Origin of the sequence: Streptomyces griseofuscus (assembly GCF_014673495.1) — a bacterium.
In the GTDB taxonomy this organism is placed as follows: domain Bacteria; phylum Actinomycetota; class Actinomycetes; order Streptomycetales; family Streptomycetaceae; genus Streptomyces; species Streptomyces murinus.
Window position 1 is genome coordinate 1,691,598 of record NZ_CP051006.1, and the last position, 24,526, is coordinate 1,716,123.

General features: G+C 69.1%; 24 protein-coding genes and 1 pseudogene. 3 read left to right on the forward strand and 22 right to left on the reverse strand.

The window, feature by feature from the left end; all coding sequences use genetic code 11:
• Positions 1 to 4 precede the first annotated feature (4 nt).
• Positions 5 to 1,117 carry a hypothetical protein gene (locus tag HEP81_RS07410; RefSeq protein WP_037662028.1) on the forward strand — a complete coding sequence of 371 codons (1,113 nt, stop codon included), beginning with the start codon at positions 5 to 7 and terminating at the stop codon, positions 1,115 to 1,117.
• 255 nt (positions 1,118 to 1,372) lie between these two features.
• On the opposite strand, the gene HEP81_RS07415 is transcribed toward HEP81_RS07410, so the two are convergent.
• The 6 genes from HEP81_RS07415 to HEP81_RS07440 form a co-directional block, all read right to left on the reverse strand.
• Positions 1,373 to 2,101: a coenzyme F420-0:L-glutamate ligase gene (locus tag HEP81_RS07415; RefSeq protein ID WP_037662030.1), complete on the reverse strand. Its 729-nt coding sequence runs from the start codon at positions 2,099 to 2,101 to the stop codon at positions 1,373 to 1,375.
• Positions 2,098 to 3,156 carry a glycosyltransferase family protein gene (locus tag HEP81_RS07420; protein WP_037662031.1) on the reverse strand — a complete coding sequence of 353 codons (1,059 nt, stop codon included), beginning with the start codon at positions 3,154 to 3,156 and terminating at the stop codon, positions 2,098 to 2,100. The genes HEP81_RS07415 and HEP81_RS07420 overlap by 4 nt, the downstream gene beginning before the upstream one ends.
• A complete protein-coding gene (locus tag HEP81_RS07425) occupies positions 3,153 to 4,031 on the reverse strand; it encodes a phosphoenolpyruvate carboxykinase (ATP) (protein WP_037662032.1) in 879 nt (292 codons plus the stop codon). Before HEP81_RS07425 ends, HEP81_RS07420 begins: the two co-directional genes overlap by 4 nt.
• Positions 4,028 to 5,254, reverse strand: a complete 1,227-nt coding sequence (locus HEP81_RS07430) for a methionine adenosyltransferase (protein ID WP_037662035.1) — start codon at positions 5,252 to 5,254, stop codon at positions 4,028 to 4,030. Before HEP81_RS07430 ends, HEP81_RS07425 begins: the two co-directional genes overlap by 4 nt.
• On the reverse strand, positions 5,202 to 5,618 hold the full coding sequence (locus HEP81_RS07435) for a hypothetical protein (protein ID WP_207748328.1): 417 nt from the start codon (positions 5,616 to 5,618) through the stop codon (positions 5,202 to 5,204). Before HEP81_RS07435 ends, HEP81_RS07430 begins: the two co-directional genes overlap by 53 nt.
• Positions 5,619 to 5,725: 107 nt before the next feature.
• Positions 5,726 to 6,157 carry a hypothetical protein gene (locus HEP81_RS07440; RefSeq protein WP_037662037.1) on the reverse strand — a complete coding sequence of 144 codons (432 nt, stop codon included), beginning with the start codon at positions 6,155 to 6,157 and terminating at the stop codon, positions 5,726 to 5,728.
• 66 nt (positions 6,158 to 6,223) lie between these two features.
• Here HEP81_RS07440 and HEP81_RS07445 point away from each other — a divergent pair, with 66 nt between their 5' ends.
• Positions 6,224 to 6,850 carry a TetR/AcrR family transcriptional regulator gene (locus HEP81_RS07445; RefSeq protein ID WP_037662038.1) on the forward strand — a complete coding sequence of 209 codons (627 nt, stop codon included), beginning with the start codon at positions 6,224 to 6,226 and terminating at the stop codon, positions 6,848 to 6,850.
• Position 6,851: 1 nt separating this feature from the next.
• On the opposite strand, the gene HEP81_RS07450 is transcribed toward HEP81_RS07445, so the two are convergent.
• The 16 genes and pseudogenes from HEP81_RS07450 to HEP81_RS07525 form a co-directional block, all read right to left on the reverse strand.
• Positions 6,852 to 7,376 carry a DUF6262 family protein gene (locus tag HEP81_RS07450; RefSeq protein ID WP_243279314.1) on the reverse strand — a complete coding sequence of 175 codons (525 nt, stop codon included), beginning with the start codon at positions 7,374 to 7,376 and terminating at the stop codon, positions 6,852 to 6,854.
• Positions 7,373 to 9,865, reverse strand: a complete 2,493-nt coding sequence (locus HEP81_RS40920) for a site-specific integrase (protein WP_207748329.1) — start codon at positions 9,863 to 9,865, stop codon at positions 7,373 to 7,375. Before HEP81_RS40920 ends, HEP81_RS07450 begins: the two co-directional genes overlap by 4 nt.
• Complete coding sequence (locus tag HEP81_RS07460; protein ID WP_243279315.1) at positions 9,862 to 10,995, reverse strand: tyrosine-type recombinase/integrase; 1,134 nt, start codon at positions 10,993 to 10,995, stop codon at positions 9,862 to 9,864. The genes HEP81_RS40920 and HEP81_RS07460 overlap by 4 nt, the downstream gene beginning before the upstream one ends.
• A gap of 100 nt (positions 10,996 to 11,095) precedes the next feature.
• Positions 11,096 to 11,725 carry a Gfo/Idh/MocA family oxidoreductase gene (locus tag HEP81_RS42120; RefSeq protein ID WP_078967666.1) on the reverse strand — a complete coding sequence of 210 codons (630 nt, stop codon included), beginning with the start codon at positions 11,723 to 11,725 and terminating at the stop codon, positions 11,096 to 11,098.
• A complete protein-coding gene (locus HEP81_RS07470) occupies positions 11,722 to 12,579 on the reverse strand; it encodes a sugar phosphate isomerase/epimerase family protein (protein ID WP_037662042.1) in 858 nt (285 codons plus the stop codon). Before HEP81_RS07470 ends, HEP81_RS42120 begins: the two co-directional genes overlap by 4 nt.
• Before the next feature lie 256 nt (positions 12,580 to 12,835).
• On the reverse strand, positions 12,836 to 13,498 hold the full coding sequence (locus HEP81_RS07475) for a JmjC domain-containing protein (protein WP_037662043.1): 663 nt from the start codon (positions 13,496 to 13,498) through the stop codon (positions 12,836 to 12,838).
• Positions 13,491 to 13,838, reverse strand: a complete 348-nt coding sequence (locus HEP81_RS07480) for a hypothetical protein (RefSeq protein ID WP_037662045.1) — start codon at positions 13,836 to 13,838, stop codon at positions 13,491 to 13,493. Before HEP81_RS07480 ends, HEP81_RS07475 begins: the two co-directional genes overlap by 8 nt.
• A gap of 142 nt (positions 13,839 to 13,980) precedes the next feature.
• Positions 13,981 to 14,841 carry an endonuclease/exonuclease/phosphatase family protein gene (locus tag HEP81_RS07485; RefSeq protein ID WP_037662048.1) on the reverse strand — a complete coding sequence of 287 codons (861 nt, stop codon included), beginning with the start codon at positions 14,839 to 14,841 and terminating at the stop codon, positions 13,981 to 13,983.
• Between the two features lie 175 nt (positions 14,842 to 15,016).
• Positions 15,017 to 15,604: a class I SAM-dependent methyltransferase gene (locus HEP81_RS07490; RefSeq protein WP_051850568.1), complete on the reverse strand. Its 588-nt coding sequence runs from the start codon at positions 15,602 to 15,604 to the stop codon at positions 15,017 to 15,019.
• Between the two features lie 265 nt (positions 15,605 to 15,869).
• On the reverse strand, positions 15,870 to 16,271 hold the full coding sequence (locus tag HEP81_RS07495; protein WP_157854584.1) for a hypothetical protein: 402 nt from the start codon (positions 16,269 to 16,271) through the stop codon (positions 15,870 to 15,872).
• 363 nt (positions 16,272 to 16,634) lie between these two features.
• A complete protein-coding gene (locus HEP81_RS07500; protein ID WP_037662053.1) occupies positions 16,635 to 17,864 on the reverse strand; it encodes a helix-turn-helix domain-containing protein in 1,230 nt (409 codons plus the stop codon).
• A 196-nt stretch (positions 17,865 to 18,060) separates the two neighbouring features.
• A pseudogene (locus HEP81_RS07505) lies at positions 18,061 to 18,920 on the reverse strand (IS5 family transposase).
• Between the two features lie 1,056 nt (positions 18,921 to 19,976).
• On the reverse strand, positions 19,977 to 20,570 hold the full coding sequence (locus HEP81_RS07510) for a phosphatase PAP2 family protein (RefSeq protein WP_037664257.1): 594 nt from the start codon (positions 20,568 to 20,570) through the stop codon (positions 19,977 to 19,979).
• Positions 20,560 to 21,759 (reverse strand): MAB_1171c family putative transporter, encoded by a 1,200-nt coding sequence (locus HEP81_RS07515; RefSeq protein WP_037664255.1) that lies wholly within the window; start codon positions 21,757 to 21,759, stop codon positions 20,560 to 20,562. Before HEP81_RS07515 ends, HEP81_RS07510 begins: the two co-directional genes overlap by 11 nt.
• A complete protein-coding gene (locus HEP81_RS07520; protein ID WP_037664254.1) occupies positions 21,756 to 22,310 on the reverse strand; it encodes a hypothetical protein in 555 nt (184 codons plus the stop codon). Before HEP81_RS07520 ends, HEP81_RS07515 begins: the two co-directional genes overlap by 4 nt.
• A 180-nt stretch (positions 22,311 to 22,490) precedes the next feature.
• A complete protein-coding gene (locus tag HEP81_RS07525) occupies positions 22,491 to 22,943 on the reverse strand; it encodes a helix-turn-helix domain-containing protein (protein ID WP_037664252.1) in 453 nt (150 codons plus the stop codon).
• Between the two features lie 684 nt (positions 22,944 to 23,627).
• On the opposite strand from HEP81_RS07525, the gene HEP81_RS07530 reads away from it, so the two are divergent.
• Positions 23,628 to 24,524, forward strand: a complete 897-nt coding sequence (locus tag HEP81_RS07530) for a helix-turn-helix domain-containing protein (RefSeq protein ID WP_037664251.1) — start codon at positions 23,628 to 23,630, stop codon at positions 24,522 to 24,524.
• The last annotated feature ends 2 nt before the right edge of the window (positions 24,525 to 24,526 follow it).

A 24,526-nucleotide genomic window follows, 5' to 3' on the forward strand; every position in this document is an offset into this window, starting at 1 on the left:
GCCGATGATCCCCGCGATAGCCAGCCGCGTCCCCCTGGTCCGCCGCACCAAGGCACCCGCGCTCCCCTTGGAGGAGCGCATCACCCACCTCACCGGGCTGACCGTCGCGCCCGCAGGTGCGAGCCACCACGACCTGGTGGCCCGCACCTGCGGGGTCCTCAACTACGCCGCGCTCATCGCCTCCGACATCGGCCTGCCCGACCTGGCCGAGGAACTGTGCTGGCGCCAGCACCACGTCTTTGCCAACGCCGGACACCTCAGCGGCCGGGTCGCCGTCATGTCACTCATGCCACTCGTCAACCTCGCCCGGCTGCGGACTCGCGCCGGCCACGGCGAACTCGCCTACAGCTTGTTGCGCTGCCTCAACGACGCTGCCCGGCACCGGAACAAGACCGACATCGACGGCCGCACCGTCGACCTCTCATCGCTGACCGGCACGGACGAGGACCACCGCACGGTGTGCCAGGAGCTGTACATCACCCTGCTCGTGGACGGCGCCCGCGCCCTCGCTCAAATCGGCCGGTGGACCGAGGCAGCCGACGCCATGGCCCAGCACCGCGGCATCGGCAACCGCCTCCTCGACGGCCGGCAGATCAAGATCATGGCCCTGATGGAGCAGGGCCTGGACCAGCAGGCCCGCGGCCTGATCGACACCACCCAGCCCACGGCGCCCTGGGAGAGTGCCATCGCCCTCCTCCTACACGCCCACTGCCGGCCCGAAGACACCCCCGTTCCTGAACCCGACCTTGACCGCACCCTGGAAAAGGCCCTCCAGCTCCTTGCCCACCCCGATCCGCCGACCGCCGCCTTCCAGACCCGGACGGGCCTGTCAGCCCTGGAGCTGGACCGCACCGGACGACATACCGCCCGCATACTCGACTCCCTCGTCAGCGTCGCCCGACTCGACGCATACGCCGCACGAGACGCACTGCACCACACCGTCGCCGCGTCCGCCCTGGACGACGGGGCGACAGACGCGCTTAACGCAGTGGTCGCCGCGGCCGGACTGGGATCCGGCGTCCTCTCCGCCCACCACCACGAGGCTCTGACAGACGCGGTCGACCACGCCGAGACAGGACTGGAACGGCTGCTGCAAGCCAGCCCAGATCCCCACTAGAAAGGGGCTCCCAGGATGATCCGCCGTGCTGCTCACGCCGGTTGGCGCATTCGGCGGTTCGGCCATTGACAGCGGATACGCCGGTGGTGGCCCTCTCAACGGCGGCAAGCTCGCGCAGGTCGGTCTGGATGGCCTGGGCACCCGGCGGCCCCATGAGGGGCCACCGGTCGAGGAGCCGCAGGGGGATGCCGGAGGCTGCGAGGTCTGCGGCCAGGCGGGTGTCGATGGCGCCGGCGGCCCCGGTGATCAGCAGCGTCACGGCCGGTGGTGCAGCGCTGCTGCGACTCCCTCGTCGCTGGCGGTGTAGGCGATGCCGCGCAGGACGGCGACGGGAGCGCCGCGCCCGCGCTGGCCGAGGATGATTCCGGCCGCGGCGGCGATCAGGTCGGTGAAGGTCTCCTCCTGCCGCTTTCCGCCGTGTTCGGTGATCCGCAGCGGGGCGATGCCGGCGGCGCCGATGGAGATGACGGTGGCCCCGCGCCGGTCGGCGCGGCCGTCGGAGTCTGCGACGACTACCGCGACGTCGGCACCGGTGTGGGTGATCAACGCGTCCCGCAGGGCGCGGGCGGAGGCGTCCGGGTCGACCGGCAGCAGCCAGGCGCCCTCGGTGCCGGCGCGGTCGATCCCGGCGGAAGTGAGCTGGTAGCCCAGGCGGTGCCGGGCGATGATGGGGCCCTTGTCGGTGGCCAGGAAGTAGTCGCTGGCGGAGTCGAGGATCAGCTGCACGAGCGGGGCCGGCTTGCCCGTCTTGCCCGCCAACTCCTGGGCTTCGGGGCCGGGGGTCACGGTGCCCAGGTCGATGTACCGCTTCTCGGCGATGGAGACGGCTTTGCTCGCGATGACGACGATGTCCCCGTCCTGCAGCGCGGTATCGGTGCGGGTGAGGACGTCGGTGATGGTGGCGGCCAGGTCGTCGCCCATCTGGAGTTCGGGGAACGGTTCCAGGGCGAAGGCCGAGAAGCCGGAGGTCGGGGTGGCGGTCATCGGCGGGCTCCTGCGGGAGTGAGGATGTAGTGGTGCAGGCGGGCGTGGGCGCCGGCGAGTCGTTCGGCCCGCTGCCGGGTGGTGGCGTGCTGCCCGAGGGTGAGCCAGTCGTGGACGCGCCGGAGGTAGTACGGCCACAACCGGCGGGCCGCTTCGGTCGCCGACGCGCCAGAGTTGACGGCGTGCCAGGCGTCCGCGGCGGGCAGCGGCCAGGGGCGTTCATCGTATCCGCCGAGGTGTGGGCCAAAGCTGTCCAGCGTTGTCAGCATGGTCGCGAGGCGGGTGGGCTCCACTGCACGGTCAGCAACCCGGTACGACGCCTGGTTCTGGCCCCGGGGGACGGGCACCGGGCGGCGAGCGGCGGTCAGGTGCAGCAGCACGGGGACGGCCTGCTGGTAGATAGCCGGGAGGTGGGGGAAGGACCCGGCGTGCTGCTTGGGCCGGTCGAACCGTACGGAGACGATCGGCCCAATGGTTGCGACGGTCAGCAACAGGAAGGCGTCGATGCCGTATCCGTCTACGCACGCCGCTACTTCTGCGGGCAGCGCCGCGACAGCTCGGAGGGCGGCGTCCAGGGCGGCAGCGGAGAGGGTGATGTCCCCGGCCAGCGGCTGGGGCACGTCGTGGCCGCTGGTGGCGGCGATCAGCGGCCGGGCGAGGTGGTTGGTGAGGTTGGCCTCGTCCCAGTAGCGCGGATAGTCGGCGATGGCCACCGCAGCCCCGGCCCGGACGCGGTCCAGTAGCGCGCGGTAGACGGCCGGATCGGGATTGCGGGTATCGGTGTCAGCGATCAGCACTGCTTCGGCCGTCGCGATTTCGCTGCGACAGGCGGCGGCCAGGATCTGGGTGCCCTTGCCTCGCACCAGGTCGGTCAGCGGCACCTTCGCCGTCGTCGTGCCGGTGGCGGCGAACTGCCGCGCGGTTGCCGGGGTGTCGGAGGAGTCGGCGTGGACGATGACCGCCCCCAGGTCGTCGAGGGCCGCATCGACGGCCGTCGTGACGGCGGCGATGGTGGCGGGCTCGTTGCGGCTGGGCAGAATCGCGGCGAGGCTCATCCGTTCTCGTCCTCCTTGCTCAACAGGTCGGCGGCCGTCTCGGGATCGGGGGCGTGCAGATAGTCGAACTGGCAGCTGGCAAGCCGGGTGATGAGGTGGCTGCGCCAGCGGGCCAGCCCGGGGGTGTCCAGCGGCCACACCGGCCCGTACGGAACCCCGGTGACGCCGTTCAGCGGGGTGGGCAGGCCGGAGATGGAGCGGCCCAGCAGCTCGTGCAGCCGCAGCCGCTCGTTCACCGACAGCGGCACTGCGGGCGTTATCGACGCCGTGCCCAGGGCGGGGTGCACGGCCAGGTGCACGATGTGGGCCAGCGGGGCAGGGCCGACGGCGAACGGCTCCAGGGCACGGTGGGGCTTCGGGGCCAGTGGCTGGGCCGGGTCGCGGACGGCGGCGGTGGACTTGCCCGGCCAGACCGCCACCGTGCCGTCGCCGCTCTCGCCGAGGACGACGAGGTCGTCACCGGCATGCGTCCAGCCGCGTGCCGCGAGGGCGAGCGCGGTGGACGTCTTGCCCGCGCCTTTCGTACCGAGCAGCAGCACCGCTCGTCCCTCGGGCACTATCAGCGCGGTGGCATGCACCGTGATCTTGAGCTGCTGCTGGCGGACGCGTTCGAGCGCGGTGTAGGTGACGTACGCCAGCGTGTCCGAGGCGGTGACGGACGGGGGAAGCCGCAGGCGCACGGTGTCCCCTGTGACGGTGACTGCTGCGGAGCCCCTGGTGACTTCGACGTCGACCGATTCCGTGGCGGAGGCGGCCGTGAGGCTCCATCCGCCGGGCAGGGCCCGGTCGGCCGCCCGCGCGGCCGTGGCGTCCAGACGCTCGGGCAGGGCGAGGAGAGCGGAAACGTGGCCGGTGGCGAGCCGGTGGGTGCTCACCCCGCTGCTCGCTCCAGGTCGGCCAGCAGCTCCTCGACCGGGGCGACGGCGGGCAGGTACTGGCCGGCCAGCAGGTCCTCCATCCAGTCCGTGCGGGACAGCGTGGCCCGCACCAGCTCCTCGGCCGCCCCGGGCGGTGCCTGGTTGACCGTGGTGATCTCGATCGAGGCGGGCTCGTCGTACGGGGCGCCGTTGCGCCACAGCAGCGCGATACGGCAGGGCCCGAACTCGGCGGCCACCGCGCGGGCGGCCTCATCGGCGAGCCATCCGCCGACCTTGCCGACGTGGTAGGCCGGGTTCTTCCCGAACGTCGCCTCGTTCCCGGCCAGGTGGGCGCCGCTGATCACGCCGGTGCGGGCGTTGCCCCGGCCCACGAGGCCGTCCTCGCCGTAGTCGACAGCCGACCCCGACAGCGTGAAGTACTGCCCGGAGAGCGGTCCGGTGCGGGAGTTGCGAGTGTTGCACACCACCGTCACCCGGCCCGGCAGCCGCTGAGCGAGCAGGTTGGTCAGCTCGCCGGCCGTGGCGGTGACCGCGTCGTCGAACTCGGCGGAGCTGCTCAGGTGCCCGGCCAGGGCGGGCACGCACACGGTCACCGTCCAGTTCGAGCTGTCGCGGACGGCGAGGGCCTTGATGTCGCTGCCTGCCCACGGCAAGCGGCGGAACCACGCCTCGGCCAGCAGCACCACGGTCTCCGTGACCGTGCGCGGGACCGAGCCGACGAGGTAGGCGGTGTCATTGGAAAACGCCCTTCGCCGCTCGGGCAGATCGTCCGGGGAGCGGGGCGCGAACCAGTGGGGGAACTTGGAGGAGTCGGTCGTCTCGTGCCTCACCTCCAGCTTCACCCGGCCGAAGCCCGGCAGGGCAATGCGCAGGTGGTCGACGACGGCCTGCTCCAGGATCTCTCGCACCGGCAGCGGGCGGCCGGCGAAGCTGGTGGAGATCCGGCCGCCGAAGACGACCCGCAGCGGCCGGTCGTACACGCCGTCGGTGTCGGTGAAGGCGGCCCGGCCGCCGAGGACAGCGACCTTGTCCAGGTTGTGGTGCAGCACCGCCCCCGCCACGTCCAGGCAGTGCCGGCTGTAGCGGATGGAGGCCAGCTCGGCGATGCCGTCGGCGAGGGTGTCGGGGTGGCCGATCCCTTTGCGTTCGACGACCTCGACCGGCAGCTCATGCGGCAGCGGCGTGCGCGGCGCGGACAACGCGGGCGTCGCGGTAGACACGGTCAATCACCTCCAGCGGGCGCCGCAGCGCCGTCAGCGGGAACAGGCATGGGTGGGCGGGACGGCCCTCGGCGGCGTCCAACACCGCGGCGTACATCGCGCGCCGCAAGGCCGCGTGCGTAGGGGCGGCGGCGATCTCGCCGAGTCCGGCTTCGAGGTTCCGGCCGCGAACGGCAAGGCGGCGCCCGTCGGCGAGGTGGAGGACGAGTTCGTGGGCCGGCGGGCCGTCGTGGTCGACGCGGGCGTCGATGTGCACCATGGCCCCGCCGGCGAGGACGATGGCGGCGGTGACGTGGTCCTCGGTCTCCGCCAGGCACCGGTTTCTCTGGGGGCAACCGTGTGGCGCGAGGCGAGTGGAGACCACTTTGTGCAGCTCAGCGCTGGTGTGATCGACAGTATCGTGTGCAACACCTGTGGCGCTACTGCCGGGTCGCCAAGCGGGATTGCCGACCCGGCAGCGGAGGTTCGGTGTCAGTGTTCGGCGCCCTTCGCGCGGATGTCGGAGGCTGGCGGCACGGGGGTGGAAACCAGCAAGAGTGCGGCAAACGCAAGGGGAGCGGCTGTCTGGTACCCGATCCACACCTCGCCCCCGGCACTGCCGTCCTGCCACGCCATCAGTAAGCCGGCAAGCGCCGTCAGCACCCAGCCGCTGTCGTAGGCGACCATGAGCCGCATGTAGGTGCGGATCGGGTGACTGCGCACAAACTTGATCTCGATCCCGCCGCCGATCAGCAAGGCGACGCCGGAGACGGCCATCAACCAGGCGGACACGCCAAGTAGATCGCCAAGCCAGGAAGCGCCAATTAAGTAGGCGGCACCGAGCACTACCTTGAAGACACCGTCAGCGATGATCCCCGCCAAGCGGCGCGTCGCTGACGGTGTCGCAGCCTGGGCCTGCGTCATGAGCGTTCCTCCCTGATGCCTGTCCCACTCCCGTAACGTTGTTACTAGAATAATGGAATTATGAGAATGACGAGAGCGGAAACCAAGGAACGCAACCGCCGCGCCCTGCTGGATGCTGCCTTCCAAGTCGTCTCCCGGGATGGGCACCGCGCAAGGCTCGACGAGATCGCTGAGCAGGCCGGCCTGACGACCGGCGCTGTCTACTCACTGTTCGGCAGCAAGGGCGGCCTGGTAGCAGCCTTGGTCACCGACTACCTGCGGCCGCACTATGAAGAGATCGAGCAGGTGATCCCCGCAGAGATGGATCTCCTGGAAGCGGTTGAAGCCTTTGCCCGGTACTACCGGCGCAGCTGCGATGCCCCGGCCGCGATCTCTGCCCTGTCGTTGCAGATCACCCTGCTGGACATGGCCTTGCACGACCCCGAACTCGGTTCCCAGCTCGCCGCGTCCGTCCAGACGCAGGAGAGCCACCTGATCGCGTTGTTCACCGGCAGATCACACAACGGGAAAGCCGTGACGTCGCATCAGGCACAACGTCTGGTTACCGCGCTCAGGGCACTGTTCGTCGGTCTCACGCAGGGAGTCATCCTGGGCCTCGCCCCCGGTGCCGACGAGCAGTACTTCGCCGATACCGCCTGCGCCCTGGTGTCCAACGCGACCCTCATCGATCAGGACGTCGACGCCCCTGCGTGATTCAGCCGCGTTGGTTCAGGGCTCTGGTCAGATCTCGGTTGGCCTCCCTCGCGGCATCGAGATCGGACCGGGCCTCCTCCAACGCGGAGGTCAGTTCGACGTTGTGCTGCTCCAGCCTCGTGATCTTCCGCTGGAGCTCGTCGATGTCCGCTGGAGCTCCGAGCCCTGACTCCTGCCATGCCTGAGTTCCCAGCGCCTGCGACAGCCGCTTCTCCAACTGCTGGACGCGGGCGGCGAGGCGGGCGTTGCGAGCCTGGGCGTTCGCGAGGTCGGCTTGGAGCGAGGCTCGGCTCACTGGCGAAGTGCCTGCCGGGTCCTGAGTCGCAGGTTCGAGCTCGGCCGCGTGCACGATTTCCAGCAGGTCGCGGTGACGGTAGAGGAAGCTGCGATCGACTCCGGCTTGCCGGGCGATCGCCGAGACGCTGATGGGCGTGCCGTTCCTCGCGGCGTTCTTGACTGCGGTGGCGACGCGCTGGCGGCGTCGCTCGGTGTCGGCCTGCCGGCCGTCGCGCATGGCAGGGATCACGGGAGCCTCCAGGGCCTGACGTCGGGAAGCGGCTGGCCGACGCGGGGCATGCCCAGCATCACTGAGCGGCCGCGGCGTACCACGGCGACGGCTTCTTCGATCTGGGCACGTTCTTCGTCGGAGAGGTCGTCCAGGTCGGCCTTGACCCGGTTGATCAGACGGCGGACCCGGCTGATCTCTTCCTCGGAGGGCATCGCTTCGCTGCGGGCCCAGTCGTCGGCCTCGAAGGCCGACATCAGCCGCTCGCGGCTGCGGAGAAGATCAGAGAGGTATCGCTCCAGGTCAGGCAGGTAGGAGACGTCGGTGCGGAAGTGGTCGCAGCCGATGCAGCGGAAGCGGAGCGGGCAGCTCTGGCCGCCAGCCGCGACGTTGTGGGGTTCCAGGCAGATGCCGTAGGCAGTGGCGACTTCGCCGATGGCCCGCCGTACGTGCTCGGAGTCCAGAAGTCCTTGTGCTTTGCGCCAGACGCGGGTGCCGCGGCGGTCGAACTGCAACGCGGTGACCCGGTCGACGGCCTCACGGCGTCGACCCTGGCTGACCCGGTAATAGCCCTGAGTTGTGGAGAGTTCACGATGGTCCATCAAATCCATGAGCACGTCGGGGTCGACGTTGGCGTCCGCGTGCCGCTGAGCGAAGGAGTGCCGGTAGGCGTAGGGAAAGATCTTGGACTTGTCGAACGGCAGCAGCTTCGTCACCAGCTGCCCGTCGACCTCGACGACGACCGGAATCATGATGTCGGGCAGAGTGTTGACCCAGGCCCGGTGGGCGTCGCCGATCGAACCGATCGGCTTCGTTCCTGCGGGGTTGGCCACCGGGCTCGGCAGCAGCTTGAGCTTATCGGCCGGAGTGTCGGGGAAGCGTTCACGCACCCGCTCCTGCTGTTCCATGATCACGGCGGCGGTCGCCTTCGCGATCGGCAGACGACGGCCCAGCCGGTAGTTCTTGGAGTTGTCATAGATCAGGACCAAGGTCCCGTCCGGGTCCTTGCCCAGGCACTCCAGCGCCAACGTGCTGATCTCGTCCGGCCGCCGGCCGGTGTCGACAAGCAGCTCGGCCGCGACGCGATACTCGCGGTTGCTCATCTTCTCCAGCAGATCGAAGTTGTCGCAGAGTTCCCGCATCACCTCGTCCGGCAGGTCCCGTCCCGCCTCGGTGTCCTCGGGCTCGTCGGGGATGTCCTCCATGGACAGGGAGAAGTCCGCCGGCAGGCCCTCCAGCATCTGGCCGGGGCCAGTGAGACCCAGGACACGGATCCGGTTCACGATTCTGCGGACGTAGCGGATCACGTTGACCCGGTGATGAGCCCCGAAGACGCCGGTCTCGGCGAGGAACGCGACGCGGTTGCAGAAGCTGACCATGTCCGTGCGGCTCAGAAGCCGAATTTCGTGCCCCTCGTCGTCTCGCTGCAGCCGCAGGCTGTCCGAGAGCTGTTCCATGCCGCGGATCATGTTCTGCATGGAACTGGCGACATGCCGGCCGCGGCGCCGAGGGAGTTCGTCATAGGCCCAGACCTTGACCGCCTCCCGCAGGGGACGCTGGTGGATCCGGCTGAACGTGAGCGTGCCGTGGTGGCCGAAGACGAACAGGTCCCAGACGTCCTTGAGCCGCTCGGTCTCCGCAGTCGCCCCCAGCCTGCGCAGCGCAGTCTGTGCACCACGGATGATCATCCGCAGGTCATCGACCATCCCCGCGCGGATCAGGTCGTCCTCTCCCAGCATCTCCAGGCTCGGGACCTGGAGCAGACGCAGCTGATCGCTGATATGCCGCATCCGGTGATCCTTGGTCTTCGCCTGCCGGGCGGTGCGGACCTGAAGGCAGTAGAGGAGCTCCGCGACCAGCCGGTCAGGCAGCCCGCGCAGGCTGACTTCGCGGTTGACCGGCACCGACGACGACGTCAGGCGCCACCGTTCCTCGTCTCCGTCGAAGGTCCCCAACCGCCGTTCGCGGTTGAGGCGGCCTCGGTGGACCTCGCAGTAGCGGGTCCGTTCCGAGCCGCGCAGCCGGTAGCAGGCGGCGACCTGACAGGGTCCGAACCCGGGCAGCCCCTGCTGCGGGGAGTTCCGCAGGAAGTCCTCCACGGTCAGCTCGGACGAGCTGTGCCAGCGCGCCTGGTGAGTGGTGCAAAGACCATGAGTGACCAGCCGGGGCGGTCGCTGACAGCCCGAGACACGACAGAGGACCTGCCCGTCGGAGCGGTGATAGGCACTGTCCCTCGGGACCGCGGCGAAGTCCTCGAAGGACAGGCCGGACCGCCGCCAGCGGCCGATGCAGCCGACACAGACCGGTTCGCCGAGCGGGGTGCCCTTCGTGCAGCCGGGGATCTCGCAGTCCGGCATGCCCAGCACCGGATGGACCTTGGGGTAGCGCACGACACGCGACTCCCAGTCCCAGCTCACCAGGCTCAGGAACTCGGCGTCCAAGGCGTCGATGATGACCTGGGTCCGCAGGTCCTGAAGCTCATGGGCCAGCGGCAGAGGTGCCCCGATCACTTCTCCACCGTTTCGTGCAGGGACCGCGGGGAGGGGACACGCTCGATCGCCTCGCGCAATCGGGCCCGGTCGGGAATCAGGTAGGGCCTGGGCGACTCCGGGTGTGTCTGGCCGAGCAGGGCCTGCACCTCGTCCGCCGACCCGCCGGCGTCCGCGACGTTGCTGCCGAAAGCCCGGCGGGCCATGTGGGGGCCGACCTTCCGCGACAGCCCGGCCCGCTGGCTCAGCCGCTCGAACAGCTCGCCCAGCGCGTCCGGCGGCATCGGCGCCCCCAGCGGCTCGCGAAACAGGTTCACCAGCAGGAAATCGCTGCCGCCCGCCCCGAGTACTTCGTGGCGCTCATCGACGTACTGGTCGAAAGCCTGGACCACCAAGAAGTCCAACGGCTGTGTCCATGCCTGCTTCGACTTCGACCAGGCCCGGTTGCTGTTGTCCCGCCGCCGGACGTGGAGGTGGGCACCGCTGTAGTCGCAGCCCAGGGCCCGCGAGTCGGGAAGCAGGTGACAGTCACTGCGGTGCAGGCCGGCCGCCTGGCCGCGGCGCAGCCCGACCCGGCCGAGCAGCAGCACGATCAACCGGTCACGGGCGTTGCGGCACTCCAGGAACATCGCCACCAGCTCTTCGTCGGTGGCCCGGTCCACCTCGGCCTCCGGCTCCTGGCTCCGGTGGACAGCTCGCAGCCGGTAGGACAAGCCGGAGTCCTCGCCCTGGGCCTCCACCGGCAGGTCCCGGCTGTCCGCCAGCTCGTAGATCTGTCCGAGCACCGACCGCGGTGCCTCACCGACCGACACCGCGTAGGACAGCAGCCCCCGCACCGCCGTCAGGACGCCGTTGACCCGCCGCTCTTTGCGAGCCGGGTCGGCGCCTGGCCCCAGCACCACCGGCGCCGGGTCCTCATCCAGCGAGGACGGCGTGTACTTCAGCCAGACCATGAACAGGCCCAAGTCCCGCGCGGCGACGGACCATTCGCGCCCGGTTGACCGGCACCACCGCAGGTACAGCGCTATGCCGCCCGCGTACGCCTTCGTCGTCAACTCGGACCGGCTTCGGCCGAACCGCAAGAACCTCAGCCACTGATCAGCGATGAACACGACCTCGTAGCCGTCATCGACGACCGTCCAATACCGCACGCCAGAGGGCAATCTGACAGGAAAGGCACGCAATGCAACTCCATGATCTGACGGTTGATGCAACAACCCGCCACAGAGCCGCACCCCCAGAGAACGATCTTCAGAAGATCAACATAGCCCTCCGGTACAACGTCCCACCACATAGAGCCAGCCCCCAGAGAACCCGGTAGTGCACCACCTTGGCGTCGATCGCCTCGACGTCGCCGGGCAGCAGCCGAAGGGTGACGGCCAGGCCGTGGATGGCCTGCTGGTGCAGCACACCGCCTGCGGAGGCGTAAGTGCGTCGCCAACCGCGGAAGTAGCCGGGATCCCGCCGTACGGCCAGCAGCACCTCGGTCCTTACGACATCCGGAGGCTCGGCGAGCAGTGCGTCGAGGCCGGGGGCGAAGTGCGGCTGGAAGGCAACGAAGATGCGTTCGTCGCCAGGCCGGGGCACCAGGGCGGCGGGGTCGATGGTGCAGGGCTTCTCCACGAGCACGGCGGCTCCGGCCTGGGCGGCGTCCCGGGCCGCGGCGAGCGCGGTCCCAGGCGGGGCGGCCACGACCACCAGATCCGGTGTCGTGGCCGTCAGGGCCGTCCGGCAGGAAGCGAACAGCGGGATGCCTGGAGGCACCTCGGCGCGCGGGTCGGGGTCGGCGACCGCGGCAACCGCCAGGCCAGGAGCGCCGACGAGGGCGGCCAGGTGCTTGGCTCCGACCTCCCCGGCTCCGACCAGCAGCACCCGCTTCACGCGATGCCGCCCGGGACAGCGGAGCGCAGGAACGCGGCGCCGGCAGCGAGTGCCTCGGTGGGCGTGTCGCGCACATGGGTCTCCAGCGCGTACGGCAGAGCCGGCCGGGCCGCGTGCAGCAGCGGCAGTACCTCGCCATACGGCACCACGCCCTCGCCGGCCGGACAGAACGCCCGGCCGCCGCCGTCGGTGGGCCGGTAGTCCTTGACGTGCACGTAACCCACGTACGGGGCCAGAGCGCGGACCACCTCGGAAGTGGCCTGGCCGACTTCATGAAGGTTCGCCACGTCCAGCCACAGCCCCAGGCCCTGCCCGTGGTACCGGTCCAGGATCTGCAGCAGCGGCTCGGCGTGGGCGACGGTGCACACCGGCTCGTTCTCCAGCAGCAGCCGCACCCCCGCGGCATTCGCCAGCTCCAGGGCCTTGGCCAGCAGCGGATCGCCGAACAACTCCTCGGTCAGCTCCGGCTCGACACGCAGGTGGGAGAAGACCCGCACGACCGGAGCGCCAACGATCCGGGCGACTTCGATGACCCTCTCGACCCAGCCCAGCCGCTCCTCGGGCGGGACCCGGGTGGGGAAGCCGAAGGTGTCCACCCGGCCGGGCCGAGCCTCGGGTCGGCACCACTTCCACAGCGGCGAGGCCAGCGCCGCCACTTTCAGGCCGCGCTCGTCGGCCATGGCGCGGATGCGCCGCAGTCGGTCGGTGGGCAGGGTCACCGCGTTGGCGCCCTCGGCCGAGCGGATCTCCAGATGCCCGATGCCCAGCTTCACCGCCAGATCCATGCCCGGCGCTGGGTCGGGGCCGATTTCGTCAGGGTTGAGTACCAGCGTGCTCGCCGACGGTGCGTCCACGGCCGTCTTCTCCTTCGGGTGAGGGGGGAACGGATGCCTCGTGCCGGGGCGCCTTCTTCCGGCACGAGGGGCGTCCAGGGCTGTCAGAGCGGGCTCAGTCGTCGCCGCCCGGCGGGGCGGCTGCGGGATCGGCGACAGAGGCCGAGGGGGCGGGGGCTGCGGCCCCCAGGCGGGGACCGGAACGGGTCAGGCGGTCAGCTGCGGGCCGACCGACCCCAACCCGCGTGGGCTGGCGCGACAGCCCACGCGGGAGCCTTCAGCTCACGGCCCTCAGATGCCCCGGCCGCGCAGCCAATGGCACGTCCAGGACCGCGAGGACCAGGTGGATCGAGTGGCCCGGGTCCGCGAGAGTGCTGACGTCATGTCGCATGCCACGCGGCACGATCAGTACGTCGCCGGCCCGCATGATGATCTCCGTGGCCTCGTCATCCCCGTCCGGCCAGAGCAGCCACCGCTTCATGCCGCTCATCTGCACGACGACGCCATCCCACGTGTCGTGATGCGGTCCGAGGGTGCTGTCCTCGCGCCGTGACTGGTAGATCGTGCAGACCACCTCACGGCCCAGCATGCAGGCCAGGCGCAGCGCCGTCACGCCGATCCAGCCACCGCTGAGCAGGTGCACACTCTCGTACACCTGCGTCCGCGGTTGCTCCGCGAGCTCGCGCTCAAGGTCATCCGCTCTGGACACGCGCGTGAAAGCGTGTCCGTCGGCCAGGGCCACCGTCTGGACGGGGCGGCGGGCGCCCCCCACGGGCAGAGGCAGACGCTCCGTCCAGGACGGTTCCATCGCGGCGGGCACGTACAGGAGCGCATCGGGGGGCAGTCTGATTGCCGGCAGGACGATCGACGCCAGCCGTGCCAGCACTTCGGCAGAGATCTTGTGTGACAGAGCCTCCGTCGTGATCGCGCCCTCACGCATAGCTGTGCATCTTTTTGTCGCCGAGTTCGAACATGTAGCAGCCCTTGATACTCGCCGCCTGGGCGTGGGCGATGAGCGCGCCGTCCTGGGGGTTGACGACCTGGGTCTCGTGCAGCACGTCCCGGCGGTCCACCTCGGACAGGCGCACCGGGCGCAGCTGCACAACCCGGCGCGCGGCGTCCACCTCCTGCACGAGCACCTCGCCGGCGTCCAGGTCCAGTTCCGACGGCGCGTACAGCAGCCGGAACGCAGCCCCGAGCGGGTGCCCGGCCAGCAGCCCGTTGACATCGTGCAGCAGGTTCGTCAGGTCCCTGACCTGCTCGGAAACGGTCACGGTCATAGCAATCTCCTCTTCTTTAAGACCAGTTGGCTTGTGAATCGCGGCCGGTGACGCAAGCGGCGTACTCATGCACGAACGCCTCCACGCAGGCGGGGTGGAAGCCGCTCCGCCAGCGCACTCGCGGCCCGTTTTTCGTGCTGTGTCATGAGCGCGGTCCCACCAGCACGTCGCACCACACCGGGAGATGATCCGAATGTTTCCGGGCATCAGGGGTGTCGTGGATGCCGTAGCCGACCGCCTCCATGCCAGCGGTCAGGGTGTAGTCCAGGCGCCAGGGCACCCGCTCGTTCTCCCAGAAGTAGCCGACGCTCGCGGCCTCGCGGTCACCGAACATCGTCTGCGGGTCCTGCCAGCCGGAGGCGAGCAGCACCTGGACGGCACGCCGGTCCGCAGGGCCGAAGGCGCCGTTGGGCAGCACGATCCGGTACCGCGATTGCAGGTTCTCGGGGACGCGTGACCAGTCGTCCAGATCCCTGTCCGGCGTGTTGAGATCACCCAGGAGCAGCGCGCCCCGCGGCACGCCCGGGAAGGGACCCCCGTAGTCGGTCAGCATCCGGGCCTCGATCAGCCGTGCGTCGCCCGAGGACCAGCCGAAGTGCGTGGCGAAGACGGTGAAGTCGCTGCTCGGGTCGTCGCCGACCGCGGCCGGGCGCAGCAGGGCCCGGATCAAAGCGTGGTGGAAAGTGCCCTCGCCCACGCTCCACCAGTCGATGAGCCGGACGGTGGAAGGCCGGATCAGCAGGGAGGTGCCGTTCGGTGGGCTGGGGACCCTGCGGACGCGCGAGGGCACCATGGCGACGGGCACCATACCCAGCGTGCGAGCCATCCAGGAGAGGTGGTGGTTGGCCCAGCCCGTGCACTCCTGGAGGCTCAGGATGTCCGGGGTCAGGCTGGCAAGCATGTCCGTCTGCGCGCGAAGGCGCGTGTCGGTGCCGGCGTCGAGGCCGCCGTTGAGCATGTTGTAGGTCATGGCACGCAGCCGGATCGGCGCAATGCTAGTCATATGTACCCCAGCAGGGGCCTAGTCGAGCAGCGACGGCAGATGGTCATGGGGCTCCTTGCGCACGTTCCAGAGTCGGTTGGTGACCGCTCCCCGGCCGCGACCGTGACGTCCGGCGGCCGGGGAGCGGCGCTTGCCCCGCCCCCTGGACGGGCCAGATCAGGGGGCAGGAGTCTCATCAATTCCGCAGGGCTACGCCGACCAAGGCGCTGTCCCTGGTGAGGCGGTACACGGTCATGTGCCGCCAGTGGCTGGCCAGCTCATCGATCGCCGACTTCGGCAGACCGCGGCGAGCTACGCCCGGCCGCGTCAACTCGGACACGGTCGTCGTGATGTGGAGCACTCCGCCCGGCCGGAGCCAGCGGCGCAAATTGGCCGTGAAGCGGGGACCGGCCACGAACTCATAGCTGAGCCTGCACGTGACGAGGTCTACGGGGCCTGGGTCAGGGACCAGCGGTCGCGGGCTCGTGACGTCGTACAGGCGGAAGTCCAACAGCGGGACATCGGCGTGGGCCCAGCGCGCGGACGCGATGGCGGACAGGCTGTGGTCGAGGCCCGTGACCTGCATCCCCCAGCTGGCCAGGTGGGCACTCAGCCGACCGGTGCCGCAGCCGACGTCCAGGACGCGCATGCCGGACTCGGCTCCGGTGGTGGCGCGCAGCATCTGCCGCTCGATGTCGGAGGGCGGAGGCGTGGTGTAGCCGGTCTCATAGAGGTCGTCCCAGTAGGCGGCCATCTGCGTCTCGATCAGGGTGTCGGTGCTCATGCGTTACCTGTCTCCTGGTCAAAGGGCGTGACCGGCTCAGCCGTGACCGTCTGGAGCCTGCTGATGTCGTCGTGAATGGTGAAGCCGAGGAGCATGTACGCGGCGAGGTGACCGGCCACCAGGAGCGTGGCTGGGACCGCGCCTAACAGCTCGCGCCTCACTCGGCCGGGGCTCAGGGGGGGTCTTGCAGACATGACTCTCGATTCAGGAGGGCGAGGAAGAGGCGTCGGCCGTGGGCGGGGCAGAGGGGACGGCCGACGCCAGCTCATCGGGTTGTCGGCGCACACGAGGCGGCCTCGGCCGCACGCGCGCGCAGTGCCTCGTAGAGGTGCTCGGGGTCCGCGAGAACCGGGCCGCCGTAGTCGGGAGGGATCAGCCAGTAGTGCCCGGGGGGCGAGGTGCGGTCCAGGCTCGGCACAACGATGCACTGGGTGAAGGGCGGGGTCCCGCCCTGGCACACCACGCCGACCAGGCCGCTGTCGCGTGGCCAGTACCCGGACGTGCCGGGCGGCACCAAAAAGTAGATGGCCGGCAGGAAGGGGTCGCACCAGACCGCCCCGACTCCCAGCGCCTTCACCGTGGAGCGAAGCTCCTCCGGCGCGGTGAACCCGTCGCCAAGAGCACTGTAGGGCGCGCGTACGGCGTCCCACACGATCCCGGCTGTCAACGGGGCTACACCGCGCTCCGCCCACCCCTCGGGCGTGGGCGTCGGCCTTGCGGCCCGGAGCATCCACTGCGTCGCCCGAACCCGACGCTCCAGGGCCTCCCCGCGCGACGGGGGCACCGCGCGTCTCACGGCGGTCACCGCTCAGCACCTGCCTCGGGCGCAGGCCGGCATGCGCGGGCATCTGTGGCGCGCTCGTCGCACGGGCATCGCCTGGGTCGACGTCGCACAACGGTCGTAGACGTATGCAAGCGTGAGCGATGCAGTCATTAAGAACCCCCTGGTCAGTTCAGGTCGGCGACTACAGGCCCGACCGTAGTGACCAGGGGGTGATGCAAGTGCTACAGAACGTAGGACTTTTGATGGTCAGACGAGGCCGAGCCGGATGCCCAGCTCGACCAGTTCGCCCCTCTTCTGGGTCCGGATCATCGTGCCGACGGTCTCCCGTACGCCCGCGTGCATCCGGGTGGCCTGGGGTGCCAGCCGCTCGGCCTTGATGAAGGCCCCCAGAGCTTCCTGTCGCTGCCCGTTGTAGAAGTAAGCGCGCCCCACATCGATGAGGTGGTGGGAGTGGCGCTCGGGGGAGAACTCGGATGGCAGGCGTACCTTCCCGGCGCGCTCCACCGCTACGCGGCCTCGACCCATCTCCACCGGCAACGACACCCCCCAGATCGCCACGTTGGTCGGGCCGAACTGCAACTCGAAGTCGTTGCGGTCCTCGCCCAGCTCCTCGGCCGCGACCTTCGCCTTCTCCCAGTGCTGCTCGGCCACGGCTGCGGTTTCCGAACGCACCGAGTTCAGTGCGGCCTTCAGGTGGAACGCCCCTCGTAGGGACACCACCTCAGGGCTGGCCTCGCGCACCGCGCCCAGCTCGGTCAGGGCACTGTCGATGACGGCGCCCGCCTCGTCGTGCTCCCCTATGCTCAGGAACTCGCCTGCGTCGTACCACCTGGAGGCCAGAACCCGCAGCGGGTCCTCTGTCTCGCATGCCGACCAGACCACCCGCTCGGTCGCCAGCGTGGCATCCGAGATGTGGCCCAACTTGTACAGGTACTGCATGGCGCACTCGTAGCCCGAGGTGAGCAGGCCGAACGTCTCCCTGCGCTGGTCGCCCTCGCTCACCTCGCAAGCCACCTGGAGGTCGCGAAGCAGCTGTGGCAGCACCGCACCAGACCGCGCAAGTGCGGCGGCCTGCCGGAGGGCGTTCGCCTCGCCCACCCGCCGACGTAGGTCGACCAGGTCGACCGCGGCGACCTCGTGGTCCGCCGGCCTTGTTGGTCGGCCATGCCGAAGAAGGGCCCGGCGTACACCGGCAACCGCCGCGACCGCGGCCTGCCCGTCAGTGTCGGAGGTCAGCGGCATGTACGGGGCCCCGGTGATCTCCGTGGGATGGCAGTCCAGGGCCTTGGCGAAGGCCAGCACGATCGCTGACCGGTCCAGGCTCCTGCGCCCTTGCTCGTACGCTCGCACCGCGGAGATCGAGAATCCGGTTTCAGTGGCCAGGCGTTGCTGTGTCCACCGGCGGCGCACGCGGAGGCGGGCAAGACGCTGCCCGTTGCTCTCCACGCCCCTGCCGGTGTCGGCGTAGTGGGGCATACTGGCTCCATTCCTAGCGTCCACTAGGACGGTACCCCTCTTGGGGGGACCGGGGGCTGCGAACTTCCCTCGATTCCTACCGACTTGCAGTGGCGCTCGCATCGGGGCCCGAGGCTCTACGGTGCCAGAGCGGACAACCGCGTATCGGTGAACGCGGTAGGCAGAGTTGCGCTCCGGCTAGGTGGTTTCGTTTGGATCAGCGGGCGGACCACAGGAAGATGCCGGCGATGTGGAGTCCGGCCAGGTAGATGGTCGCGGTCTTCTCGTAGCGGGTGGCGATGCCGCGCCACTGCTTGAGGCGGTTGATGCACCGTTCGACGGTGTTGCGCTGCTTGTAGGTCTCGCGGTCGAAGGCCGGTGGTCTGCCGCCCCGGCTGCCTCGGCGCAGGCGGTGGCCGCGTTGGTCCGCCGGCACGGGGATCACCGCACGGATGCCGCGCCTGCGCAGGTGCTCGCGGATCGCCCTGGACGAATACGCTTTGTCCGCCAGGACCACATCCGGCCTGGTGCGCGGCCGGCCACGCCGTCGGGGAACACGCACGCGGGCCATGACATCGGTGAAGGCCGGTGCATCGCCTGCCTGTCCGGCGGTGAGGACGAACGCCAGAGGCCGGCAGCGGGCATCGGCCGCGAGGTGGATCTTCGTCGTCAGTCCGCCGCGGGACCGGCCGATGGCGTGGTCAGCCGGTTCGCCGGCCGGGGCCCCTTTTTGCGGGCTCCGGCCGCATGCTGGTGAGCCCGCACGATCGTGGAGTCCACGGACACAGCCCAGGCCAGATCCTCGTCGGCGTCGGCCTGGGCCATCAGCGCGGTGAAGACCCGCTCCCAGGTGCCGTCGACGGCCCACATCCGCAGCCGGTTGTAGACGCCACGCCAGTTGCCGTACTTCTCCGGCAGGTGCACCCACTGCGTTCCGGTCTGGAACTTGAACGCGATCGCGTCGATCACCTCCCGGTGATCCCGCCACCGGCCGCCCCGCTTCGGCGTCCGGTCAGGGAGCAACGGCTCGATCCGCGACCATTGCACATCAGTTAACGGCACGCCCAGACCAACGATCGACTGATCCAAACGAAACGGCCTAGCTCCCAAGGGTGCTCCTGGTCGCTGGCCACCGCGCCCCCGGCACTGCTGTCTGGTATCAGTGAAGATGGCGACGGCTTCGCCCAACATGGTGAACAGCCCTGGGGCGAGTTGGCATGGCCGGCCAATCAAGGGTTATGGAGCCGCTAGGGTCGCGGAGCGTGACGGAGAAGAGAGCGCGGCGCTGTTTCTGCGGGTGTGGCGGGAACGCAGAAATGGGCAGTTGGTTTGTTCGGGGCCACGACGTCACCGCGGCCACCGCTCTGCGCGCCGTGGAGGCCCTGCGCCTGCCACACCAGCTGATGTCGCTGGGGTACGGGCCGGAACGCTCGGTGGTCGAGGCGGCTGTCCAGGAGGCGGGCTGGGTCCGCTGTCCGGGGTGCGCGTACGTCGGACCGTCGACTGCCCACACCTGCACTGTCGGCGCCCCGGCTGGTGCTCAGTCCCCTGCCTCACCTGAAGACGGGTTGGAGCAAGCGCGGGAACCCGCGCCGCTGGGCCCCGCGGCAGCGTCGCTGGCCGAGTCCGGGGCTGCCAAGGGGCGCTTGCTGCCGAGGGCGGACGATTCGACTTGGGAGGCAGTGCCGCTGTATCTGCGCCAGCAGCTGCGGGGGCCCGCGCACCAGCTCGTGTCGCCCGCACAGGGGCCGCTGACGGCACGAGAGAACCGGCGTCTGCTGGGCGCGGTCCGGGCGGCCAGCAGGATGCGGATGACTGGGGCGCACTGGGTTTTGCTGCTCACGACCGGCCGGGAGTCGTTCGGCGGCCCACGCAGCCAGCGGGCCCAGCGATTGTACGAAGCGCTGGAGCAGGTGGCGGCTGAATACGCGGCGCCCGGCGCACGCCCCGGCCGGCCCGCAGGTTCGCCATGTTGAGCGAACTGTTCGCCACCTTCACTGAAACCGGACAACTGCGTACCGGTGCTCCCGCATGCTCAGCGTTGCGCTCCGGCTGGCTTCCAACGGCGATCCTGTTCGCTAGCCGCCGCCGATGAAGCCAGCGGGCCACCGCGTGTCGATGACCGCCGCCAGGTCAGCGCGCCAAGTGGAAGACAGCCGCGGCCACGATGGTGCCGAGGATGGTGCCTGCGATCACTTGGTTGCGTGTGTGGTCGCGTAGTTCGACGCGGGACCAGCCGACGAGGATGACCAAGAGGAAACCGAGGGCCATCCACGGGCCATAGGTCTGCACGAGCATCGCGCAGGCACCTGCGGACACGGCTTGGTGGACGGAAATCTTCCAGGCGAAGGTGATTGCGGTGAGGATCGCGAGCGTCACGAGCATCGAAATGATGAGGCCCACCATGGTCCGCGGCGCCCCCGCGACGAGCATCAGCACGATGCCGGTGGCTACTGAGAGCAGGATGACGGCCATCACGACTAGCCGTGCTGGCTTTGCTCCGACGTGTCTGTCGCCCCAGTGGCCTTTGCGGATGCCGTACTTGATGAAGGTGATGGGGATGACTGCCGCGAAGAGGGCGCCGACCATACCCCAGGCGACACCTGTCCATCGTGCGGTGTGCCAGCCGACCAGCAGGGTGACAGCGATGATCCAGTTCTTCGGCTCAAGCCAGTCTGTGATGCGGCGGGCCAGCTTCGACTCACTGGGGCGGACATCAGTTGTCATGTGAGGAAATCCTTTCCGAAGCGCCCTGCTCATGAGAAATGGACGACTGCTCTTGCCGGACGAATTCGAAAACGACTGGCGAGGAGAGGTACGCGTGGGCAACAGCGCGCAACCATTGCAGTTCACTGTCTCTGTCTCGCCCAGTGACGCCAAGGGGTGGATATTCAACTCCCCGCAGCCGCTTGCCATTTCGGGCGCTCTGAGCGGCTGCACGCAACCAGCAGGCTTCCGCCACTGCGTCAGAAAGTTGCGCGTCGACCCCTTCTTGGCGAACGAACCTCCGAGCCTTTGCATGTATGTCTACTGACACGTATTCGCGAAGTGCCAGGCAGGCATCTTCGATTTCGATGACGCACCGTTCCAACCGGAAGGGGATACGCCTTCTGCCTACGGAGGTCGCGAGCACCACGTACGGGGCGGCTTCCGTGAGCTGCGCCCAGAGGGGACGCAGCTTCCGCAGAGTGCTCCACGCCACGACGTACTCCACGGCGACGGAGAGAGGAGGCAAGCAGACGCCGAGCGCGACCGACAGGGCCGTGGCCTGCTTAAGCGTCGTGGAGAAGAGATTCTCCAAGCCCGGATAGCTGGCTCCGGAGGCGAGGTGGACCGTCACGAACACGATGCGCTGGAGGGCGTAGAGGCTCCCGAGCAGAGTCCCCAAGCCCAGGAATCCGAGGCCGGCCTTCCCAAGGAGTGTCCGGCTATGGCGTACGCCGCCGAGGAACAACCACGTCGCCACGACCATGGCGACACCGATGTACAGCGTGAAGACCGTCATATAGAGGAGCGGAAAGAGGGCGTCACGACCTCCCCCAAGCCTGACCGGCCCTCCCGGCGTCCAGTTGGCCAAGGCGTAGAAGGCAAGCATGAGGGGCAACGTCACGCCAGCGGCCACGAGTCGGGCGCGGCGGGCCAAGCCCTGCGGTCGAACGACTGCGATGACAAAGTCGAGCAGGTATGCCGCCGAGGTAACGCCGAGCATCTGTTTGAGCAGCGGCGACAGCCTGACATCTGCACCGACGATGGCATCGACTGCCTCTTTGACCTGCGAAACCTCGAACGTCATTGCAGCCGCGAGAGTCACCAGGGTCAGCGCCAGACTTCGCTGCTTGTGGGAGTGCCGGAGGGACGGCAGCCGCCACAGAGCTACCAGCCACAGGGCGCCGGCGACGATGGTGGGTGTGCTCATGAGCGGCGGTTCCTCCGTGGGTGGAGCAGGGCGTCGTCGAGGCGTGAAACCGCGCCAGACCGGCCGCTTTCTCGGCCCGAGTGGGCAAGATCGTGAAAGAGCTCTCCCAGGCAGGAGGCTGCCATCTCGGCGTCGTACTCGGTCTCGCTGTCGTAGCTCGTCCGACCGAGAGCGGAGAGCACCGCAGCGGGCTCGACCCCGTCAGGGAGGACTCCCAGCAGGGACTTGACGACGCTCTCGTTGCTCCCGGCATGTCCGAGCAGCAGGTGCGCTAGCTCGTGGCGCACGATCTGAGCACGATGCCGTTCGCTGGTAGCAGCGACGTGAAAGACGTAATCCCCGTGGTCGAACGAGAGAACCATTCCACAGGGAGCGTTGGCCCCTCCGGTCTCAGGCAATTCGTGGAGGTACAGAGGGCGGCCACGCTTGACGGCGAGCTGTCGGCATATTTCATCCACCGCGTAGGGGTCGGATATCTCGACCCCCCGCAACTGCTCCTCACACAGTCGCCTCAGTTGCGCCTCTCTGCGCGCAAATTGCCGTTTGAACATGGACGAGATCCTTGCTGTAGCCCCCGAATGAGCGCTGGCACGGCCCGCGCTAACCGGAACCCACCATTCCGCGTGGTTCGAGCGGAGCTTCGCATACGTCCAGATGATCGCCCAAGGCGATCTTGAATGACCACGCGCGGCATACCAGTCAAATCCGCCCAGCGGGTGAGAGATGTCACATCACTGCCCGGGCTTGTCGAGCCCTTCCCACCGTCGCGCTTGATTGATCACATCCGTGATCATCCTCAAACTGTCTGCCGAGAGGCCGTTGGCTCGAAGCGCAAGGCCGCGCACGTCGCTGTCGGCCACGGCCTCGATCAGCTCCATGGAGGCGCGCACCTTTTCAGCCTCCTCCGCGTCGTAGTCGGAGAAGAAGTACTGCTCTTTGACGTGGAAGTGGCCGGCAAGCCGTTCCACCGTCGTGTAGGTGGGGTTGGGCTTGACCCCGGTCCGCAGCTGCGAGATCGCACTCTCGGACACGGAGATCGCCCGGGCGACCTCGGCGTTGGTGTAGCGCTTGCCGGTCTCCGGGTTCGTCACGGTGTGGAACAGGTGGTTGAGCTTGTCGGCGAATGAGCGCCGAGCGTCGGCCGCGCCGCCGGGCGCCGCCGCCGGTCCGCTGGACTCCACCATCACCGACTCCTCTCGTCTAGACGCCGACCCCGGACTGTACTGCAGTGTAGTTCCCGGAGCCAAAGACCGAGAGGCTTCACTTCAGTGTTGACAGATCAGGATCACTTTGGCGTAGGTTTTGGATCACGGCTTCACTGAAGTGTTGCCGCGTGGGTAGGGCGCGGTAGGCGCTCCTTGCCCGGCCTTCGTAACCTACGTACGCGCTAGGACCCGCCCATGATCGCTCCGCCTTCGTCGCAGCAGCTCACGCGACTACTACAGGGTTTAAGAACCAACTCTGGACCTTGACGCGGAGCCGTGCGTATGTTCGTCGTCCCTGCCGGGCAGATCGCCCGCACGGACAAGCACAGGAGCAATGACGTGCACAACTTCCGGGCCTCATAGGTCCCCGGATACAGCGACGGCGCCCGAGAGCTGCAACTCCCGGACGCCGGACGCCTAACGGCTGTACCGCCCCGGCAAGGGCGGAGATCGCCACCATCACCACGCTGATCCCTTCCACGGGGCGTCTCAGCGTGGCAATACCAAAGGAGATTCTTGCATGGGCTCCGCCCTGCGCAAAAGGCCCTTCCGTCCGGCCTGCGCGGCAGCTAGCTCCGCCTCGGCGCCTCAGTGCCCCGAGCCGGACCCCACCACCCTGGCCCAGATGAGCCGCACCTCCCGCCCGCTCACCGGGAGCGGCCGATGAGCAGCGAAGCCCGCGAGTGGGTGTGGGAGCACAGCTCCAGCCGAGGGGCTGCGCGACTGGTCCTGCTGTCGATCGCCGACCGGGTGGCCGACGATCAGTGCATCTCCTGGGCCTCGCTGTCCAGCCTGGCCAAGCGCACGCGCGCGTCGGTCTCCACGGTGCGTGAAGCCGTCGAGCGCCTGCTCCTGGCCGGCGAGCTGGAGCAGCTCGACGACCTGGTCGGCCCGCAGCGCAGCACGGTCTACCGTCTGCCTCTCGCCGCCGAAGCGGTCGCGCAGGCGCTGCGAGAGCAGCGGGAGGAAGAAGGCGACACGGCGGTATCGAACGAGCCCGCTGCCCCCGCGCGGCTCCGGCTGTCGGCTCTGCGGCGGTACGGAATCCGCCCGCGTGAGGTGCCGGAATCCCCCGCGAGGGTCCGGAAACCGGCAGTACCGGAAACCGGCAGGTCGCGGCGGAAGCCGGCACGGCGACGTACCGGTCACCGGCACAGCGATGTACCGGCTACCGGCACACAGAACCCTAGTGAACCTGATTTGAACCGGAGGTACAGCAGTGGTGGTGCTGCCGTCCTCTCGGCTGCCGAGTGGCAGGTCGACCCCGCCACGCACACCTGGGTCCGCCAGCAGGGGCACCTCGACCGTCTCGGCGAGCACGGCTTGCGGGCCGCCGACGCGAAGTGGCGTGCACACCGGGCGGACCATGCTCCGAGGCCGGCGGAAGCCTGGGCTGCCGACTGGCGCTCCTGGATCGCCCGGGAGCACGCCCCCAGCCGCCCGAACCTCTACGCCGTGCCCGGCAAGAACGCCGTCGCGCCGGGGGGCATGACGCGGGCAGAGGCCCACACCGCCGCCCTGCTGGCCGCCCTGAACGAGCCGACCGGAACGGAGCAGTAGCC

Excerpts from the sequence above, each read along its gene's own strand:
- HEP81_RS07410 (WP_037662028.1), top strand. The coding sequence starts at position 5 with ATGATCCCCGCGATAGCCAGCCGCGTCCCCCTGGTCCGCCGCACCAAG.
- HEP81_RS07490 (WP_051850568.1), bottom strand. The coding sequence starts at position 15,604 with ATGAGCACCGACACCCTGATCGAGACGCAGATGGCCGCCTACTGGGAC.
- HEP81_RS07520 (WP_037664254.1), bottom strand. The coding sequence starts at position 22,310 with ATGTTCAAACGGCAATTTGCGCGCAGAGAGGCGCAACTGAGGCGACTG.
- HEP81_RS07515 (WP_037664255.1), bottom strand. The coding sequence starts at position 21,759 with ATGAGCACACCCACCATCGTCGCCGGCGCCCTGTGGCTGGTAGCTCTG.
- HEP81_RS07440 (WP_037662037.1), bottom strand. The coding sequence starts at position 6,157 with ATGACGCAGGCCCAGGCTGCGACACCGTCAGCGACGCGCCGCTTGGCG.
- HEP81_RS07530 (WP_037664251.1), top strand. The coding sequence starts at position 23,628 with ATGAGCAGCGAAGCCCGCGAGTGGGTGTGGGAGCACAGCTCCAGCCGA.
- HEP81_RS07510 (WP_037664257.1), bottom strand. The coding sequence starts at position 20,570 with ATGACAACTGATGTCCGCCCCAGTGAGTCGAAGCTGGCCCGCCGCATC.
- HEP81_RS07415 (WP_037662030.1), bottom strand. The coding sequence starts at position 2,101 with ATGACCGCCACCCCGACCTCCGGCTTCTCGGCCTTCGCCCTGGAACCG.
- HEP81_RS07480 (WP_037662045.1), bottom strand. The coding sequence starts at position 13,838 with ATGACCGTGACCGTTTCCGAGCAGGTCAGGGACCTGACGAACCTGCTG.
- HEP81_RS07445 (WP_037662038.1), top strand. The coding sequence starts at position 6,224 with ATGACGAGAGCGGAAACCAAGGAACGCAACCGCCGCGCCCTGCTGGAT.
- HEP81_RS07475 (WP_037662043.1), bottom strand. The coding sequence starts at position 13,498 with ATGCGTGAGGGCGCGATCACGACGGAGGCTCTGTCACACAAGATCTCT.
- HEP81_RS07485 (WP_037662048.1), bottom strand. The coding sequence starts at position 14,841 with ATGACTAGCATTGCGCCGATCCGGCTGCGTGCCATGACCTACAACATG.
- HEP81_RS07500 (WP_037662053.1), bottom strand. The coding sequence starts at position 17,864 with ATGCCCCACTACGCCGACACCGGCAGGGGCGTGGAGAGCAACGGGCAG.
- HEP81_RS07420 (WP_037662031.1), bottom strand. The coding sequence starts at position 3,156 with ATGAGCCTCGCCGCGATTCTGCCCAGCCGCAACGAGCCCGCCACCATC.
- HEP81_RS07525 (WP_037664252.1), bottom strand. The coding sequence starts at position 22,943 with ATGGTGGAGTCCAGCGGACCGGCGGCGGCGCCCGGCGGCGCGGCCGAC.